13 protein-coding genes are annotated in these 16,010 nt (G+C 47.5%); 4 read left to right on the top strand and 9 right to left on the bottom strand.

Features of this window, described 5'->3' with window-relative positions:
- Positions 1-50: 50 nt before the first annotated feature.
- The 6 genes from M654_RS07380 to M654_RS07355 all read right to left on the bottom strand — a co-directional run bounded on the left by M654_RS07380 (position 51) and on the right by M654_RS07355 (position 8,818).
- Positions 51-2,213 carry a YhgE/Pip domain-containing protein gene (locus tag M654_RS07380; protein WP_026586279.1) on the bottom strand — a complete coding sequence of 721 codons (2,163 nt, stop codon included), beginning with the start codon at positions 2,211-2,213 and terminating at the stop codon, positions 51-53.
- A gap of 71 nt (positions 2,214-2,284) precedes the next feature.
- Positions 2,285-2,857 carry a TetR/AcrR family transcriptional regulator gene (locus tag M654_RS07375; RefSeq protein WP_026586278.1) on the bottom strand — a complete coding sequence of 191 codons (573 nt, stop codon included), beginning with the start codon at positions 2,855-2,857 and terminating at the stop codon, positions 2,285-2,287.
- Between the two features lie 183 nt (positions 2,858-3,040).
- Positions 3,041-4,462: a protoporphyrinogen oxidase gene (gene hemY, locus M654_RS07370; RefSeq protein ID WP_026586277.1), complete on the bottom strand. Its 1,422-nt coding sequence runs from the start codon at positions 4,460-4,462 to the stop codon at positions 3,041-3,043.
- A 15-nt stretch (positions 4,463-4,477) separates the two neighbouring features.
- Positions 4,478-5,416 carry a ferrochelatase gene (gene hemH / locus M654_RS07365; RefSeq protein ID WP_026586276.1) on the bottom strand — a complete coding sequence of 313 codons (939 nt, stop codon included), beginning with the start codon at positions 5,414-5,416 and terminating at the stop codon, positions 4,478-4,480.
- Positions 5,417-5,489: 73 nt separating this feature from the next.
- Entirely contained in the window at positions 5,490-6,551 is a 1,062-nt protein-coding gene (gene hemE, locus M654_RS07360; protein ID WP_026586275.1) for a uroporphyrinogen decarboxylase, read from the bottom strand.
- 125 nt (positions 6,552-6,676) lie between these two features.
- A complete protein-coding gene (locus tag M654_RS07355; protein ID WP_026586274.1) occupies positions 6,677-8,818 on the bottom strand; it encodes a transglycosylase domain-containing protein in 2,142 nt (713 codons plus the stop codon).
- 131 nt (positions 8,819-8,949) lie between these two features.
- Between M654_RS07355 and M654_RS07350 the strand changes: the two genes are divergently transcribed.
- The 3 genes from M654_RS07350 (at position 8,950) to M654_RS07340 (ending at position 12,239) form a co-directional block, all read left to right on the top strand.
- Entirely contained in the window at positions 8,950-9,453 is a 504-nt protein-coding gene (locus tag M654_RS07350; RefSeq protein WP_026586273.1) for an antibiotic biosynthesis monooxygenase family protein, read from the top strand.
- Between the two features lie 103 nt (positions 9,454-9,556).
- Entirely contained in the window at positions 9,557-10,933 is a 1,377-nt protein-coding gene (locus M654_RS07345) for a membrane protein (RefSeq protein WP_026586272.1), read from the top strand.
- Between the two features lie 142 nt (positions 10,934-11,075).
- Positions 11,076-12,239 (top strand): M20 family metallopeptidase, encoded by a 1,164-nt coding sequence (locus tag M654_RS07340; RefSeq protein WP_142246162.1) that lies wholly within the window; start codon positions 11,076-11,078, stop codon positions 12,237-12,239.
- A gap of 22 nt (positions 12,240-12,261) precedes the next feature.
- On the opposite strand, the gene M654_RS07335 is transcribed toward M654_RS07340, so the two are convergent.
- From M654_RS07335 to M654_RS07325, 3 genes are read right to left on the bottom strand one after another with little or no spacing between them, the layout of a single operon-like run.
- A complete protein-coding gene (locus tag M654_RS07335; RefSeq protein ID WP_026586270.1) occupies positions 12,262-12,969 on the bottom strand; it encodes an EcsC family protein in 708 nt (235 codons plus the stop codon).
- Positions 12,970-13,022: 53 nt separating this feature from the next.
- The gene (locus M654_RS07330; RefSeq protein WP_026586269.1) at positions 13,023-14,246 is read right to left on the bottom strand and encodes an ABC transporter permease; all 1,224 of its coding nucleotides are present in this window, start codon (positions 14,244-14,246) and stop codon (positions 13,023-13,025) included.
- Positions 14,239-14,979 carry an ABC transporter ATP-binding protein gene (locus M654_RS07325; RefSeq protein ID WP_026586268.1) on the bottom strand — a complete coding sequence of 247 codons (741 nt, stop codon included), beginning with the start codon at positions 14,977-14,979 and terminating at the stop codon, positions 14,239-14,241. Before M654_RS07325 ends, M654_RS07330 begins: the two co-directional genes overlap by 8 nt.
- A gap of 512 nt (positions 14,980-15,491) precedes the next feature.
- On the opposite strand from M654_RS07325, the gene M654_RS07320 reads away from it, so the two are divergent.
- Positions 15,492-15,923 (top strand): HIT family protein, encoded by a 432-nt coding sequence (locus tag M654_RS07320; protein WP_026586267.1) that lies wholly within the window; start codon positions 15,492-15,494, stop codon positions 15,921-15,923.
- The last annotated feature ends 87 nt before the right edge of the window (positions 15,924-16,010 follow it).

Raw genomic sequence — 16,010 nt, 5'->3', positions numbered from 1 at the left:
AAAAAAAACACCTTTTTAGACCTATAAAGGGCTAAAAAGGTGTTTTTTCCTTATGCAGGCTGCTCCTCGATTTTTCCTTTGCTGAGCAGCACTTTAAAATAGATGAGCGTTAAAGCCATCATGAGCAGGGCAACACCGCCGAGGACAGCGGCCTGTTCCCACATATAACCGTAATCTCCGCTTGAAATCACCGCTCTGTAGCCTGCAATGCTGTAAGTCATCGGCAGCGCCGCATGAATCACTTGGAAGAATTTTGGAACGAGGGCGATCGGGAATGTTCCGCCGCTTCCGCCAAGCTGCAGGACGAGCAGAATAACGGCGATGAACCGGCCGGGATTTCCCATCGTCGCCGCCAAAAATTGAATGAGCGCAAGACAGGTAATACTCATAATGATGCTGAACAAATAAAATCTCCAGACGCTTTGCACTTCAAGTCCGATTCCCCAAAGAATAATCGTGCAGGCGATGACCGCTTGCAGAATACCAACTGGAAGAAGCACGCTGAATTTGCTGATGAACCAGCCAAACGCCGATTCGGGCTTGCTTGAAGGTTGTTTGACATCAAACACAACGGTGATCATGAGGGCGCCGACAAATAATCCGAGCGATAAAATGTACGGGGTCAATCCTGTGCCGTAATTTGATACCGGATCGATCTTGTCGCCTTTGACATCCACAGGATCAGAAAACATATTATAGTTCTTTTCCCCGGCTTTGATATCACCCGTCTCATCCGCCGCATCAGACAGCTTGTCGGAAAGCTCCCCGCTGCCGTCTTTCAGCTTGCCAAGCCCATCGTCCAAATTCTTCATTGCGTCAGACAGCTTGAAAGAAGCATCCTCCAGCTTCTTGGATGAGCTTTGCAGTTCGCCAAACTTGCCGGTCAATGTCTGGCTGCCTTCGGCAATCTTTGAAGACCCGCTTTTCGCTTCTGCGAACTTTTCGTTATAAGCCCCAAGCCCGTTTGTCAAGGTGTCGAGTCCTTTTTGGATCTTTACCGATCCGGTATAAAGCTGGTTCGCCTGGGAAGGGAACTTTTTAAGCTCCTGAAGCTGCTGTTTCATAACAGAAAGATCAGGAAGCTTGCTCATATCCGGAATCCGCTCTTTCAGCTGTTCCAGTTCAGGGAGTTTCACCTCTCCCATCCGCTGATCGACCTGTTTTGAAAGAGCCGCTTTTTGTTCTTTTGTCAGCATGTTGCTTGATTCAATAATTTGTTTGACTTCAGTTTTTTGGTTTTTCAATGCTTGTTCCAGCTGTGTCAAGTCGTTTGACATTTGGCCGATGTCTTTTTTCGCCTTCTCGGCGTTTGTGAGCGCCTTTTCCAGCTGCGCAATCTTCTCATCTGAAATCGATTGTTCGAATTTGCTGATTTGCTGGGCCTTGTCATTGAGCTGCTCTAAGCCTGCCACCAGCTGCGGCATGCCTTGCTGAAGCTCTTGTGCACCGCTGTACAGCTGACCGCTTTTTTCCTGGAACTGTCCGAGGGCAGAATCAAGGTCATGGATTTTTTCATTGAGCGTATGAAACGCCTTACCGAACTTCTCCATGCCGTCTTTGTTAAACTGCAGCTGGCTTTTCGCCAATTCTTCCAGACCCTTTTTGATCTTTTCGCTGCCGTCTTTTGCATCCTTTAAGCCTTTATCAAGCTTTCCGGCTCCAGCGCTTGCTTCTCCCAGACCTTTTGCAATCTTACCGAAGTTATCAAAGATCACTTTGACGTACTGTTCGCTGATTTCCGAGCCGACTGAATGCTGCAGCTGCTCAATCGCCTTGTCGCTGATCTGAGCGCCGACATAGTTGCGTCCGGCGTTTGTATGATAAATCAGATCAAGCTTTTTCGGCTTTTTGTCCAACACAGTGCTGGCGTTTTTTGAGAAGTTTTCAGGAATTTCCACAACCATATAATATTCTTCATTTTGCAGGCCTTGCAGCGCTTCATCTTTCGTTGTAAAATGCCAGTCAAATTTATCATTTTCTTTCATTTCTTTAACAAGATCATCGCCGATGTGAAGGTCTTTTCCTTCATATGTTGTTCCCTTATCAGAGTTGATGACCGCTACAGGCAGCTGATCAACGTGTCCGTAAGGGTCCCAGTATGCCGCCAAAAAAACGCTGCTGTAGATCAGCGGAATAAAGAGAACCCCGATGACAGAGATGAGCAGTTTTTTATTTGTGATCAGTTCTCTCCACTGGTTTTTTAAAACATTCATGGTTGATACGCCTCCTAATCAACGGCCGGATCTATCGATTTGGCCGCACACCTAAAAAAAGGAAGGATTATCTAGTTTGACAATCCTTTTAAAATATACATTTTCAGCATTTCTGCAATTTCTTCTTTCTTCAGCGGTTCATGGTGTCTTTCCCAATCAAAGATAAGCGCAATGTAAAGCTTAAAAATGACAAATGCGTTCAGTTCGGGATCACACGGTCTTATATCGTCATTTTTAACCGCTTCTTTTATTTTTTTCTTAATGTAGTTGATCACCATCCGCTCCAGCTTTTCAGTCACTTCCCGGGCGGCGGGGGTGCCCAGCTCCGTTGCCTCCTGAAAGATTTTAATCGTCAGCTGATGTTTCTTTCTGTACTCCAAAATGGCCATCATCGCGCGATGAGCATTTTCATGAAACGGCAGTTCAGGGTCGATCGCTTGATCTGCCGTTTGCTTCATTTCAATCAGCAGCGATGAAAAAATTTCGCCGAACAGTTCCTCCTTATTTTTGAAAAAGGTATAGATGGTGCCCTTCCCGACATTTGCAAGCTTTGCCACTAAATCCATTGTCGTCGCTTTGTATCCAAATTGTGTGAATGATTTTGTCGCCGCTTCAATAATCAGTATTTTCCGGTCTTTGCTCATGCTTTCTCACCCCAAAAATGACTATTTGAACATTTTGGTCAATAAGTACAGAGAGTAATTTACCACATCCGCAAGCGAAATGCAAATGATTTAAATGTTAGTTTTTCCATATCCAGCCTTTGATTATGTGATCATGAAAAGGGCAAAAAAAAAGCCGCCGATTTCGGTCGGTCAGCTTTGCTCTTATTCTGCTTTTTCAAACAGGTGGGAAAGAACATCTTTGACGGCTTGTTTGCCTTGATCGATGCAATCCGGAATTCCGACACCTTCAAAAGAAGCGCCTGTCACAAAAATTCCGGGATACGAGGTTTGAAGCCCTTCCCGTATTTCTTTTATTCTTTTTTGATGGCCGACATGATACTGCGGCATGGCTTCATTCCATCTTGTGATACAGCTCATTTCCGGCTCGCCTTCGATGTTCATGATCCGTTTCAGATCGTCGAGCACGATCTTGACCATTTCTTTGTCCGACTGCTCGACAACCGACTCATCACCGGCTTTGCCGACGTAAGCCCTTAACAGAACTTTGCCTTCCGGCGTGGTGCTCGGCCATTTTTTGTTTGTCCATGTGCAGGCGGTGATAGAGAAGTCACTGTTTCTTGAAATGACGAAGCCTGTGCCTTGATGCTCCATCTGGACAGCTTCCTCTGGAAAGCCCAGCGCCACATTGGCGACAGATGTCGAAACCATTTTCTGCAGACCTTTCAGCCAATCTTCATCTTGAAACATTTGCGAAACGGCTTTATGCGGAGCGGTGACCACGGCTGCATCGGCGTCGAGCACGGTTCCGTTGTCAAGCTTCAAGCTGTATCCGCCTGCGGCGTGCTTGATCTTGACTACTTTTGTGCCTTTGTAAATCTTTGTCCGTTCAAGCTGTTTTTCCAGTTCTTCTACAATGGTCTGCAGTCCGGTTTTCAAGGTTTGAAACTGGCCTTTCTTTTTGCCCGCCGGCTTTTGGCTGCCTTGACGGCCGCGCGACTTTTTCATACCGACGATCAAGCTTCTGTATTTCTGCTCGGTCTGGTAGAACTGCGGGAAGGTTGACATCAGGCTGAGGCGGTCGATATCTCCGGCATAAATGCCTGAGAGCAGCGGCTCAATCAGGTTTTCAACCACTTCCCCGCCGACGCGTCTTCTGAAAAACTCACCGAGCGACTGGTCTTCCTGAGGCTTGCTTGCGGGAAGAAGCAAATCCATCCCCGCCCTCAGCTTTCCCTGAAAAGAAAACAGGCCGGTTGTCAAAAAAGGCCCGATTTTCGTCGGCACACCCATTACAGCCCCCTCCGGGATCGGATAGAGCGTCTCATTGACGAGAACATAAGACTGGCCTGTCGCATTGTTGACAAGCAAATGCTCGAGTCCGAGATCTTTGACAAGCTGCGGAGCGCTCTGTTTTCGTTCCAAAAATGAATCCGGGCCCCTCTCAATTACATATCCGTCTTTGTGGACGGTCTGAATCTTTCCGCCTAATCTCGGACTCGCCTCAACAAGCGTCACTTCAGCCGGAAGGCCGTTCGTTTTGATTTCCTTTTCCAAGTAGAAGGCGGCGGCCAACCCGGTAATACCGCCGCCGATAATGACAATCTTCCTGCGTTCTCCACTCATATAAAATCGCCTTCTTTACTGTTCTTCTTTGTCCAATTCTTTCAGCACAACATCTGCTAATGCGTCGATAAATTGCGGTTTTGCATTAGGCATTTCCGGCCTGTAGTAGCTGGCTCCGACATCATCTGTGACAACTTTGCATTCATAGTCGTTATCGTACAGGACTTCCAAATGGTCGGCCACAAAACCGACAGGCGCGTAGACAAAAGCGCTGTAGCCTTTTTGCTCTGATAAGTCCCGCGTCAAATCCTGCACATCAGGTCCAAGCCAAGGATCAGGAGTGTTGCCTTCGCTTTGCCAGCCGACCGCATAATCCGCCACACCCGCTTGTTCAGCGATAAGGCGGGCTGATTCTTTGAGCTGATCCGGATATGGATCTCCTAAATCAACGATTTTTTCGGGCAGGCTGTGGGCCGATACGATCAGGACAGCGTTATCCCTTTCTAGAGGCGGCATTTGCGCGTACGTTTTTTTGATTTGATCCGCCCAGTAGCTGATAAATTTCGGCTCATCATACCAGCTGTTAATCGATGTGATCTTGATGCCCAGCTTATCCGCTTCCTCCTTTGCCCGATTGTTGTATGACTGGACGCTGAATGTGGAAAAGTGGGGCGCCAGGACGATGCTGACCGCTTCTGTTATGCCGTCTTTATGCATGTCCTGAACGGCGTCTTCAATAAACGGCTCAATATGCTTAAGACCGATATACGCTTTAAAGGTCACATCATCCTGCATCTCGTTTAAGCGCTTTTCAAGCTGACTTGTCTGCTCGCCGGTAATCTTCGCCAGCGGGGAAATGCCGCCGATCGCCTGATAGCGGTCTTTCAAGTCCTGAAGCATGTCCGGCTCAGGTTTTCTGCCTCTCCTGATATGCGTGTAATAACGTTCAATGTCTTCTTCCTTGTATGGCGTTCCGTATGCCATGACGAGAAGCCCCATTTTCTTTTTACCCAACATGAACACCTCTTTACAGATCTTTATCTATTCGTATTTTGACAGTTCAGGTCGTAAAGACCAACTGAAATGCTCATGAAATCAGGCTCGATTTTTTGGAGGCGGAATACTCATGAACAAATGCCGTTAACTTTTTCAGCGTCTCAGGGCTCACCTCAGGGAAGATACCGTGGCCGAGGTTGAAAATAAACCGGTCTGTCAGCAGGCCCTGATCGAGAATTTCCTTTGTTCTCGCCTCGATGACATCCCACGGCGCAAGCAGAATCGACGGATCGAGATTTCCCTGGAGGGTTTTGGTCAGCCCTTTGTCCCTTGCTTCCTGAATGCTCATCCGCCAGTCCAGGCCGACGACGTCGAGGGAAAGGTCATGCCAGTCGCGGGCAAGGTGGCTTGCGCCAACACCGAACATGATCAATGGCACACCTTCTTGTTTAAGCTCTTTAAACAACACATCCATCGTCGGTTTGATGTAGCGGCGGTAGTCAGCCGCATTCAACGCTCCGACCCATGAATCAAACACCTGAATCGCTTTTGCGCCGGCGCGGATTTGCGCCTTCACATAAACGGCCGCCATTTCGCCCAGTTTTTTCATCAATTTAAACCACGCCTCAGGCTGACTGTACATAAACGCTTTTGTTTTATTGTAGTTTTTAGATGGACCGCCTTCGATCATATAGCTTGCCAATGTAAACGGCGCACCTGTAAAACCGATCAGCGGGACGTTCAGCTGCTCCTTAGTCAGCAGTCTGATCGTCTCGAGAATATAGGGAATATGTTCATCCGGCTCAAGCTCGCCGAGTTTTTCAACATCGGCAAGCGAAGTGATCGGCTGATCGATCACAGGGCCGATTCCGTTTTTAATCTCAACGTCTACGCCAATTCCTGGAAGCGGTGTCATGATGTCCTTATAAAGAATCGCCGCATCCACCCCGTACTGTTCGACAGGAAGCCTTGTCACATATGCGCACAGCTCAGGCTGATGCGTAATGTCAAACAGTCCGTATTTTTCTTTTAACGCCCGGTATTCCGGCTGCGATCTGCCGGCCTGCCTCATGTACCAAACGGGCACATGGGCGGTTTTTTCTCCGCGGCACGCTTTTAAAAACGCGTCATTAAAAGCATTGTCGTTTTTCACACTGATTTCCACCTTTCAAGCTGCAACCATACGTTCGCAAAATTACTCCTTCAAATATACCGTTTTTTTGCTGAACGGTATACTCATGAGACTTATTGTTCAAAAAATTGATGAATTTCGTGTTCCTAATGACCCGAAGGAAATATATTCGGTTCGATAAAATCGGTCCCTTCCCCCTCTGTTTTCGTTTGCGGATTGTATGGAACAATTTTGTATGAAGCACCGGAAAAAACATTGGCATACGGGATGTCATAGCTTCCCGTTCCTTTTACGGTATCGATCAATGTTTCTTTTCCGTTTTTCTTTTCATATATTCGGTATTCGGCTCTTTTATCCTCTTGTTCATGCCATTTTAGTGACACCGTAATCAGTCCCATAGGTGAAAAGGTGTAGTCTGCTGTCGCGCTTTCCAGGTCTTCAAGATGAATCGGACGGTCCAGATCCTTGATCCCTTCCGGTTTTTGAAATGCGGACGGCTGCTGGCCGGAGCGTTTTAATATGTCTTTAAACAGCCTTGTCGGATAAGAGCTTCCGCCTTTTAAATAATGGGTTTTATCCGTCCTGTCATAGCCCATCCAGACAGCCCCTGTCACTTCGGGGGTATAGCCGGCAAACCAGGCGTCTTTTGTACCGCCTTCTTTACCGGTAAACGTAGTGGAACCCGTTTTCCCGGCCACCTCTCCAGAAAATTCGCCGGCTTTCCCGGTTCCGCTTTTGACAACCTCTTGAAGCATGCGCGTCATGTTCCAGGCCGTCTGTTTGCTAAAAACCTTTTCCGGTTTTTCTTGATGGCGGTACAGCACATTCCCGGTCTCATCCGTAATTTTTTTAATAAAGAACGGCTCATCATATTTTCCTGAATTGGCAAATGTCCTGTATGCGCCGGCGAGTTCAAGCGGCGATACGCCTGTTTCAAGCCCGCCCAGCCCCAGCGCGAGGCCGTCATCAGGAAGGTTCATCCCCAAACGGCTGAGATAAGGCTTGACGGTTTCAACACCGATCTCATTCAGCGTCCAAACAGCGGGAGCGTTTTTACTGTATGTCAAAGCATCCACCATCGAGACTTTTCCTTCATACTTTCCGTCATAATTTTTCGGGGAGTAGCCGCCTTCATATGAAAGCTGTTTATCTTCAAGCAGAGAATACGGTTTATAGAGCTTTTCTTCAAGAGCCGGCCCGTAGACGGCAAGAGGCTTGAACGTCGAGCCGGGCTGCCGCGGAGCGGTCGCTCTGTTATAGCCCTTCGGAAGATAATCCCTCCCTCCGAGAGCTGCAACAACACCGCCTGTCTTATTGTCGATAAAAACGGCGCTGCCTTCGGCTTTATTGTCTGTACCCGGAAAATAGCCGTCCTCTTTCATCAGCGTATAGGCTGCTTTTTGGATTGAGGTGTCAAGCGGCACAGTGATCGTGTATCCGCCTTGAAGGAGCTGCTCGCTTGAAATGGAATATTTGTCTTCCGCCTCTTTCATGACAAGGTCAATATAGCTGTCGAGCCAAGGCGTTTTTGATTTTTCTTTTACGTGAAGGCCCAGCGTGCTTCCCTGCGCCCTGACCGTTTCTTTTGAGCTGAGATACCCCTGCTCATTCATCATGCTGAGGACGACATTGCGCCTCTCTCTGCTTTTATCCGGGTGGAGAATGGGTGAATATGTGCTCGGCGCCTTGGGAATCGAGGCGAGAACCGCTCCTTCGGCCGCTGTTAAATCTTTTACATCTTTATCGAAAAAATAGTTTGCGGCCGCCTGAATCCCGTAAACACCGTGTCCGAAATAAAGCTGGTTCAAGTACATTTCAAGGAGCTTGTCCTTGCTGTAATCCCGTTCTAAATTAATCGCGATGATGACTTCTTTTGTTTTTCTTAAAAACGTTTTGTCATTTGTTAAAAAAATATTTTTAGCCAGCTGCTGTGTGATCGTGCTTCCACCTTCTACTTTGCCGCCGGCTAATATATCTTTGTAGACGGCCCTCGTCACCGATTTAAAGTCGATGCCATGGTGCTCATAAAAGCGTTGATCTTCAACAGCGATGAACGCATGTTGAACGTTATCCGGCACTTCATCGATGGAAACCGGTCTTCTGTTTTCGGTATAAAGGCTTGCGACCTCTTCACCATTTTGGTCGACGATTTTAGAAGAAGCATGGAAAATCAGCTTCTTTTCATCAATGACGTAATCCCCCAGAAAAATGATCGTAATATAGCCGATTAATGATAATAGGATAATGGCAGCAGTTATGATAATTGGAATGAAAAATCTTTTTTTCATCTGTTCACCTCATTCCTTTCTATAGCTAGTATGGGAATTTTTTCTTCAGATTATGTTTTCGCATTTATTCATTTCCTTGATAGAATTTTAAAACGGCCTTTTGTTATACTATCAGAAAAGGGGTGGGTAAAATGAATTTTTACATGACATACGGAACCGTTGATTTTTTAAAAAAGATCGCTGAAAAACACGGTCTTGAAAACATGCTGTTTATGAAAAGCTACGATTCTGCGCTTCTTTTTCACGAAACGGAAGGAGAGAGCGTTTTCCAGGCTCCTCACCGCTACGAAATCATCGACCGGTCCGGGGAATTGGGAGAGTCCGGTTTTGTCGTCCTCAACAACATCCCTGTGACACCTGAAGGCAGACCTTTGTTTGAAACCCGTTTTAAAAACAGGGCGGGAAAAATCGAAAATCAGCCGGGATTTAAAGCGCTTCGCGTGCTCAGGCCGCAAGAAAGCGACACCTATATCGTGTTATCGCTCTGGGAATCAGAACAGGCCTTTCAGGATTGGAAAAATTCAAACTCATTCAAAGAAGCACACAAAAAAGAACAATCTTCAGCAGGAATCAACAAAGGCGGAACGATCTTTTCCAGGCCGTCCTATATTTCTTCCTATCATTCCGTCCAATAACTGCCTTTTCGGCAGTTTTTTTATTTCCGGGGAAATGGCCCTCCTTCACACTCTTGCAGCCCAGGAATAAGCTGTATGAGGTCATGATACAGGGGGATTGGAAATGGATCTTGAACTGACGTCCGTTCATTTTTTGTATTTGGCGTTCATTGCCGCCATTCTTGTGTTTATGCTTCTCCGCCTTGACACGACATGCATCTCGCTTGCCGGAGTGTTTTTCATTTCCCTAATGGCGACCCATTCCTTCAGCGCTTCTGTCATCGGCGTATTTAACAGCTTAATCTATGCAGCCCGCGAACTTCTCCCGACCATTTTTATCATTTGCTTCGTTGTTTCCATGAGTGAGCTCCTGACCAAATCGGGGATTCATGAAACGATGATCACCCCCATCGCCAAGTGGATAAAAGGGCCTGCTCTGGCCTACTGGATTACCGGAGCTCTGATGTTTATCATTTCATCCTTTTTCTGGCCTTCCCCTGCCGTTGCTCTCGTCGGAGCCGTGCTTTTGCCCGCTGCGCTTAAAGCCGGCCTTTCACCGATAGCCACGGCGGCAGCGATGAATTTGTTCGGCCACGGCTTCGCCCTGTCAGGAGATTTCATTATTCAAGCAGCGCCAAAACTGACGAGTGATGCGGCTGGTGTCCCGGTTGCAGAAGTGATGGCCGCAAGTGTTCCGCTCGTCCTCGTCATGGGTTTGACAACGACGGTTACAGCCTTTTTCATGCTGAAAAAGGAGCGCACAGTTTCAGGGATTGATCCGGCCGGCGTGCAGCAAGACGCTCCCGAACCGCTGCTTGGTCCGGCTGCGAGAAAATGGCTCGCATTCGTCGTGCCGATGATATTCATCGGCGATATTGCCCTTATGTTGATCCTAGACCTCCAAGGAGAAGAAGCGACAGCGCTAATCGGCGGAACAGCCGTTTTCGTCCTCATTCTTATCCATTTTATCGTCTACAAGCACCGCTGCCTTGAGAAAATCACCGCTTATTTCATTCACGGGTTTCAATTCGGTTTTAAAGTGTTTGCCCCCGTCATTCCGATTGCCGCTTTTTTCTACCTGGGCGATACAGGTTTTAAGGAAGTTTTGACGGCCGACATTCCGGGATTCTCGAACAGAATTGTAAACGACCTCGGATTGGCTGTTGCCCATTCCGTTCCCCTGTCTCCCGCCATTGCCGCGATTGTCCTGACATTCGCCGGGGCTATTACAGGTCTTGACGGCTCAGGATTTTCCGGAATTTCTCTAGCCGGTTCTGCCGCCAGCATGTTCGCTGCCGCTACAAGCGCCGATCCAGCTGTTCTGACAGCCCTCGGCCAAATTTCCGCAATTTGGGTAGGCGGCGGAACGTTGGTTCCTTGGGCGCTCATCCCTGTGGCAGCCATTTGCAAAGTTGATCCGTTTGAGCTGGCAAGAAAAAATTTCATTCCCGTCGCCTGCGGCTTGGCGGTAACTACGCTGGCTGCGATTTTTCTTTTATAAAAGCTTGAAAGCATGGTTGAACAGCGGCTCAAACTGTCATAAAATTATAAAAACTCGTCGTTCCTTAAAAGGAGGAATTGTTTTGAGATTAGCCGCATTAAAGCAAACGATCCATCAGGAGCTTGATACACACTATGATGAGATGGTCAAATTGAGGCGCCATTTCCACCAGCACCCAGAGCTCTCATTTCAGGAAAAGAACACAGCCGCGTTTATCGCTTCTTATTATGAAGCGCTGGGCGTTCCGATCCGCACGAATGTCGGCGGAGGCGGTGTCCTCGCTGTTATTGAAGGAAATGAGCCAGGGCCAGTCGTTGCCTTAAGAGCCGATTTTGACGCGCTGCCCATCCAGGATCAAAAAGATGTCCCTTATAAGTCAACGGTTCCCGGTGTCATGCATGCCTGCGGCCATGACGGCCATACCGCAACCCTGCTCGTTCTTGCAAAAGTGTTGAGCCGGCATACGGACGATTTAAAAGGAAAGATTGTCATGATCCATCAGCATGCTGAAGAATATTCACCCGGAGGCGCCAAGCCGATGATTGAAGACGGATGTCTCGATGGAGTCGACGTCATTTTCGGCACCCATCTGTGGGCCACTTCACCGCTCGGAACCGTTCAATACCGAACAGGTCCAATCATGGCAGCCGCTGACCGCTTTACGATCACGATTCACGGGAAAGGCGGCCATGGTGCACAGCCTCATGAAACAAAGGATGCCGTCTTGATCGGTTCTCAAATTGTGACCGCCCTTCAGCATATCGTCAGCCGCAGACTCGATCCGACACAGCCGGCCGTCATCTCGACTGGATCTTTTCTTGCGGAAAACTCTTTTAATGTGATTGCCGATAAAGCCGTTTTAATCGGAACCGCACGCTCCTTTAGCGAGGATATCCGCGCAGCTATTGAAAAAGAGATTGAAGAGGTCGTAAAAGGAATTTGCGGCATGCATGGAGCCTCTTATGACTATGCGTATGAAAGAGGCTATCCGGCCGTCTGCAATCACCGAGAGGAAACGGCTTTTCTCGCCGGCATTGCCGGGGAAACCGAAGGCGTTGAAAAGATAGAGGAAAGCGAAATGCAAATGGGAGGAGAAGATTTTGCCTACTATCTCCAGCATGTGAAAGGAACTTTCTTCTTTACAGGAGCCAGCCCTCTTCATCCCAATGAAGTCTTTCCGCACCACCATCCGAAATTCGATATCAATGAAAAAGCGATGCTGATCGCGGCCAAAGTGTTGGCAAGCGCCGCTGTTTCTTATCAAGAGCAGAAAGCGCCGCTCGCAAGCGGAAAACGGGACAAATGACTTTTATACAAAAACAGCCGGATTATCCGGCTGTCTCTTTCATGAATCTTAAGTGAAAGACATGTCTCGCCGTTTCGCCGAGGTGGCCGAGCAGCTGATAATTGGCCGTTCCCCCGACAATCGCACCGAAGCCCGGGACAAGCTGAAATAATTTGACGAGATCGAGATAATCCCGATATTCCTGCTGAAATGTCTGCCAATCGATGTCGCGCTTTTCTCTTTCCCAATTGTCAATGATGCGGAAAATCTCTTTCCGGTGGGCATCACCCGAAAAAGCAAGCTGAAAAATATACAGGAGGAAGATCCGCTCTTCCTTCACTTTGACGTCATAGCCGTAAATCGCTGCCAACTCAAACAGGCATTTCATTTTGATGCCGAGCAGGAGCGGAAAATCCGCCAACCCGAGAAAAATCCCGCCGGCACCCGTACCGGCTCCTTCGACTGCGGCCGCTTTCTGATAGCGGGCCACCGCTTTTTGCGCCAATTCGGCTTTTTCCTTTAAGGAAAGGGAGCCAGTTTCCCTTTGGGAAGTCGTCAAATTTGAGCCGACGAGCGTCGCTTCGACCATTTTTTTGATGCTTTCCGTTACGGCCTTGTGCACTTTTTTGGGAATGGCAGCATTGATCTTTGTCTGAACGCCTTTTGACATCCGTTCTGCCATCGACTGCTTCCGCAGAAACTTCATTTTCCAGCGGTGAGCCTCATCTAACAACAGCTGGTTTTCATTCATGCGCCTTTCACCTCTTCTTTATTCATACTGAAAAAAGGAGAAAAGGTTTCATTTTATCTGCGGGCATTTTTCCTTAACCTGCTGGTAAAATAAGGCTTCATGACGACAAATATTAAGAGCGCCGAACCGCCCAGACCTAAAAGCATACCTGTCCATTGGAGCCTGACGCAGGCGGCGGCTGCGACTAAGATCGCCTGAATGCTCAAGACAATCTGAAGCAGCTGGAAAAAGCTCTTTCTTTTTTCTTCTTGTCTGACAGGGTAGAGCTCCTGCAAAGACAAATGCGAAAAATGATCAAACAGCGGTGTCAGCTGAATGCCGGTGATGAAAACGGTGAAGACGACAAGCAGTGCAGACACCCACTCAACCGTTGAAAAGTAAGCAATGATGAGGGCGAAAATCACGGTCAGCCTGATCACGATTCCGAAATAGTCGTTTGATCTGATGAATGCCCTGCCGTACATGTACGCAAATGTCCGCCGCTGATCATACGGGATGAAGCCGAGCATCCAGTCGAGATATGCCCTTCTTTTCGCTTGTTTCTTTAGGTGAGGGACATCGGTAAACAGATTGGCAAGCCGGTAAAACCGTTGTTTTCTTTTGATTTCATCCTCTATATGGAGCTCCCATTTCAATGACTTTTTCTTATCAATCATTGTGAAATAGACGAGCAAAGCTGCCATAATCACATAAAGCGCGGCGGCAAAGCCGTAGGAGGCCTCTAAAGCAAAGTAAATCACGATCGCATTGAGAAAAAAGCGGACAACCCTGTCCATAATCCGCATATTTTTCTCGCTGAAGTATGTCAAACGCCATTGCATCGCCATGTTCCAGACCTTTAAAACAATAAGCTGAACCAGCAACATCAGATAAGCCGACAGCGTCTTTCCGCTCGCCTCGAAGTACAGCGGCGCTAAAACGAGCATCGCCGCGACAAGCGGAAACAGCTGTGTGATAAAACTGAATCGGAAGGCCTGTTTTAAGTACGGCTCCATTTTCGCTTCAAGCGGCAGCAAAAAAACAAGATCCGCTTCTTTAATCAATGTTCTGACATGCGATCCCGCCAAAATGAGCGAAAACAGGACGGCCATCAGCCAATAGGCCGGAAACCCTTCCGGCATCTCCTTCAGCCATTTGCTGTACCAGCTCGCACCGCCCGCCAGCACAAAAATCATGACGATGACGAGATGATCATTCAGCATATATTTCAAGTACGATCTCGTCTCTTTTATATACTCCTCGATCCTTGTCTTCCAAATCGCGCGAATGCTATTCATAGCTCTCTTCCTTCGTCAGTTCAACATACAGATCGTCAAGGCTCGCCTCTTTCATGGAAAACTGCTCTCTCAGCTCTTCAAGCGTACCCTTAGCCCGCACTTCGCCGTTATGTAAAATAATAAAAGAATCACAATACCGTTCTGCGGTGGCTAAAATATGCGTCGACATCAAAACGGCCGAACCGTTTTTCTTTGCTTCATTCATCCGTTCAAGGAGAGCGTTGATCGCCAGCGGATCAAGGCCGAGAAAAGGCTCATCGATAATATAAAGGTCAGGCTCCACCAAAAAGGCGCACATAATCATGACCTTCTGCTTCATCCCTTTGGAAAAATGGGCCGGAAACCATTTGAGACGCTTCTCCATCCTGAACTCCTTCAGCAGCGGCGGAAGCCTTTTTTCAAATGTTTCTTTCGATAATCCATAGGCCATCGCGGTCAGTTCCAAATGTTCCTTCAGCGTGAGCTCTTCATATAAAATCGGTGTTTCCGGGATAAACGTAAATTGGGAACGGTAGCTTTCCGGATCTTCCATGAATGTCTTGCCGTTCAGCTCAACAGAGCCTTTGTGCGGCTCCATCAGTCCGATAATATGGCGGATCGTCGTGCTTTTCCCCGCCCCGTTCAAGCCGATCAATCCGACGATCTGCTCCCGTTCAATCGAAAATGAAATATTGCGGAGCACCGGATTTCTTGTATATCCTCCAGTCAGATCCTTAACAGTCAGTAGTGACATACGTTCGTTCCTTTCCACTCATTTTTCTTAATAGTACCAAAAACAAGGAGGCTTTTAAAACGTTTTCCCTCCGGCTTTTTTCAGTCTGAAAGAAAAACGAATAATCGAAAACGGTTCAGGACAATCTAAGTGATGAAGAAGGGGCAGCTGATCACTCTGGCAAATGAGGTGTTTGTCAAAGACGAGTCTTGAGTAAGAAACGTGTCAGCTTAGAAATTTCTTTCATCCACTGAATTGAGAAAGCATCCGCTTCTTATGGCAAAGCCGTTTGAAAAGGGTGTGACGATCAAATGAGGTGTTTGTCGCAGGAAATGTATAGGCGTTTCAAGTCTTCATTTTGACGAAAAATGGGGTGCTTGCAAAAGGCAGGAAAAGTTTCTCATCAACAAGCGAACCTTCTTCATGGCAGGGTGAACGCGGGAGCCGTTCATCCTGTTTTCGTGTTTCACCGGAAATTATGGTAATATGATGCTTATACATAACCTTTCCATAATGGAAAAAGGAGGAAAAATATGAGCGACTGTATTTTTTGCAAAATCATTAACGGTGAAATCCCATGTGCAAAGGTGTATGAAAACGAACACGTCTTGGCTTTTCTTGACATCAGCCAAGTGACGAAAGGACACACCCTGGTCATTCCCAAAGTCCATAAAACGAACATTTACGAAATGACGCCTGAAATTTCAAGAGAGTTTTTTGAAGCGGTTCCGAAAATCGCCCAAGCCATTAAAGATGAGTACGAGCCGATCGGCTTAAACCTGCTCAACAACAACGGCGAAAAAGCGGGTCAGTCCGTCTTTCATTATCATATGCACATCATCCCGCGCTACGGAAAAGGTGACGGCTTCGGCGCCGTCTGGAAAACACACGCGGACGACTATTCACCGGAAGATTTGCAAACGATTGCCTCTTCCATTAACAGCCGTTTGACCAAACAGGCATAACACTTCCTCAGGCATCGAGAACATCGATGCCTTTTTCTATATAAAGCCTTCCCGCATCCCCGCGTTTTTGTCATAAAATATTCACAT

Origin of the sequence: Bacillus sp. NSP9.1 (assembly GCF_000465465.2) — a bacterium.
GTDB classification, from domain to species: Bacteria; Bacillota; Bacilli; order Bacillales; family Bacillaceae; genus Bacillus; species Bacillus sonorensis_A.
This window is presented reverse-complemented; position numbering and strand designations above follow the sequence as displayed.

Coding starts and splice junctions, on each gene's coding strand:
- M654_RS07330 (WP_026586269.1), bottom strand. CDS start 14,246: ATGAATAGCATTCGCGCGATTTGGAAGACAAGGATCGAGGAGTATATA.
- hemY (WP_026586277.1), bottom strand. CDS start 4,462: ATGAGTGGAGAACGCAGGAAGATTGTCATTATCGGCGGCGGTATTACC.
- M654_RS07325 (WP_026586268.1), bottom strand. CDS start 14,979: ATGTCACTACTGACTGTTAAGGATCTGACTGGAGGATATACAAGAAAT.
- M654_RS07380 (WP_026586279.1), bottom strand. CDS start 2,213: ATGAATGTTTTAAAAAACCAGTGGAGAGAACTGATCACAAATAAAAAA.
- M654_RS07340 (WP_142246162.1), top strand. CDS start 11,076: ATGGTCAAATTGAGGCGCCATTTCCACCAGCACCCAGAGCTCTCATTT.
- M654_RS07345 (WP_026586272.1), top strand. CDS start 9,557: ATGGATCTTGAACTGACGTCCGTTCATTTTTTGTATTTGGCGTTCATT.
- M654_RS07335 (WP_026586270.1), bottom strand. CDS start 12,969: ATGAATGAAAACCAGCTGTTGTTAGATGAGGCTCACCGCTGGAAAATG.
- M654_RS07320 (WP_026586267.1), top strand. CDS start 15,492: ATGAGCGACTGTATTTTTTGCAAAATCATTAACGGTGAAATCCCATGT.
- M654_RS07350 (WP_026586273.1), top strand. CDS start 8,950: ATGAATTTTTACATGACATACGGAACCGTTGATTTTTTAAAAAAGATC.
- M654_RS07375 (WP_026586278.1), bottom strand. CDS start 2,857: ATGAGCAAAGACCGGAAAATACTGATTATTGAAGCGGCGACAAAATCA.
- M654_RS07355 (WP_026586274.1), bottom strand. CDS start 8,818: ATGAAAAAAAGATTTTTCATTCCAATTATCATAACTGCTGCCATTATC.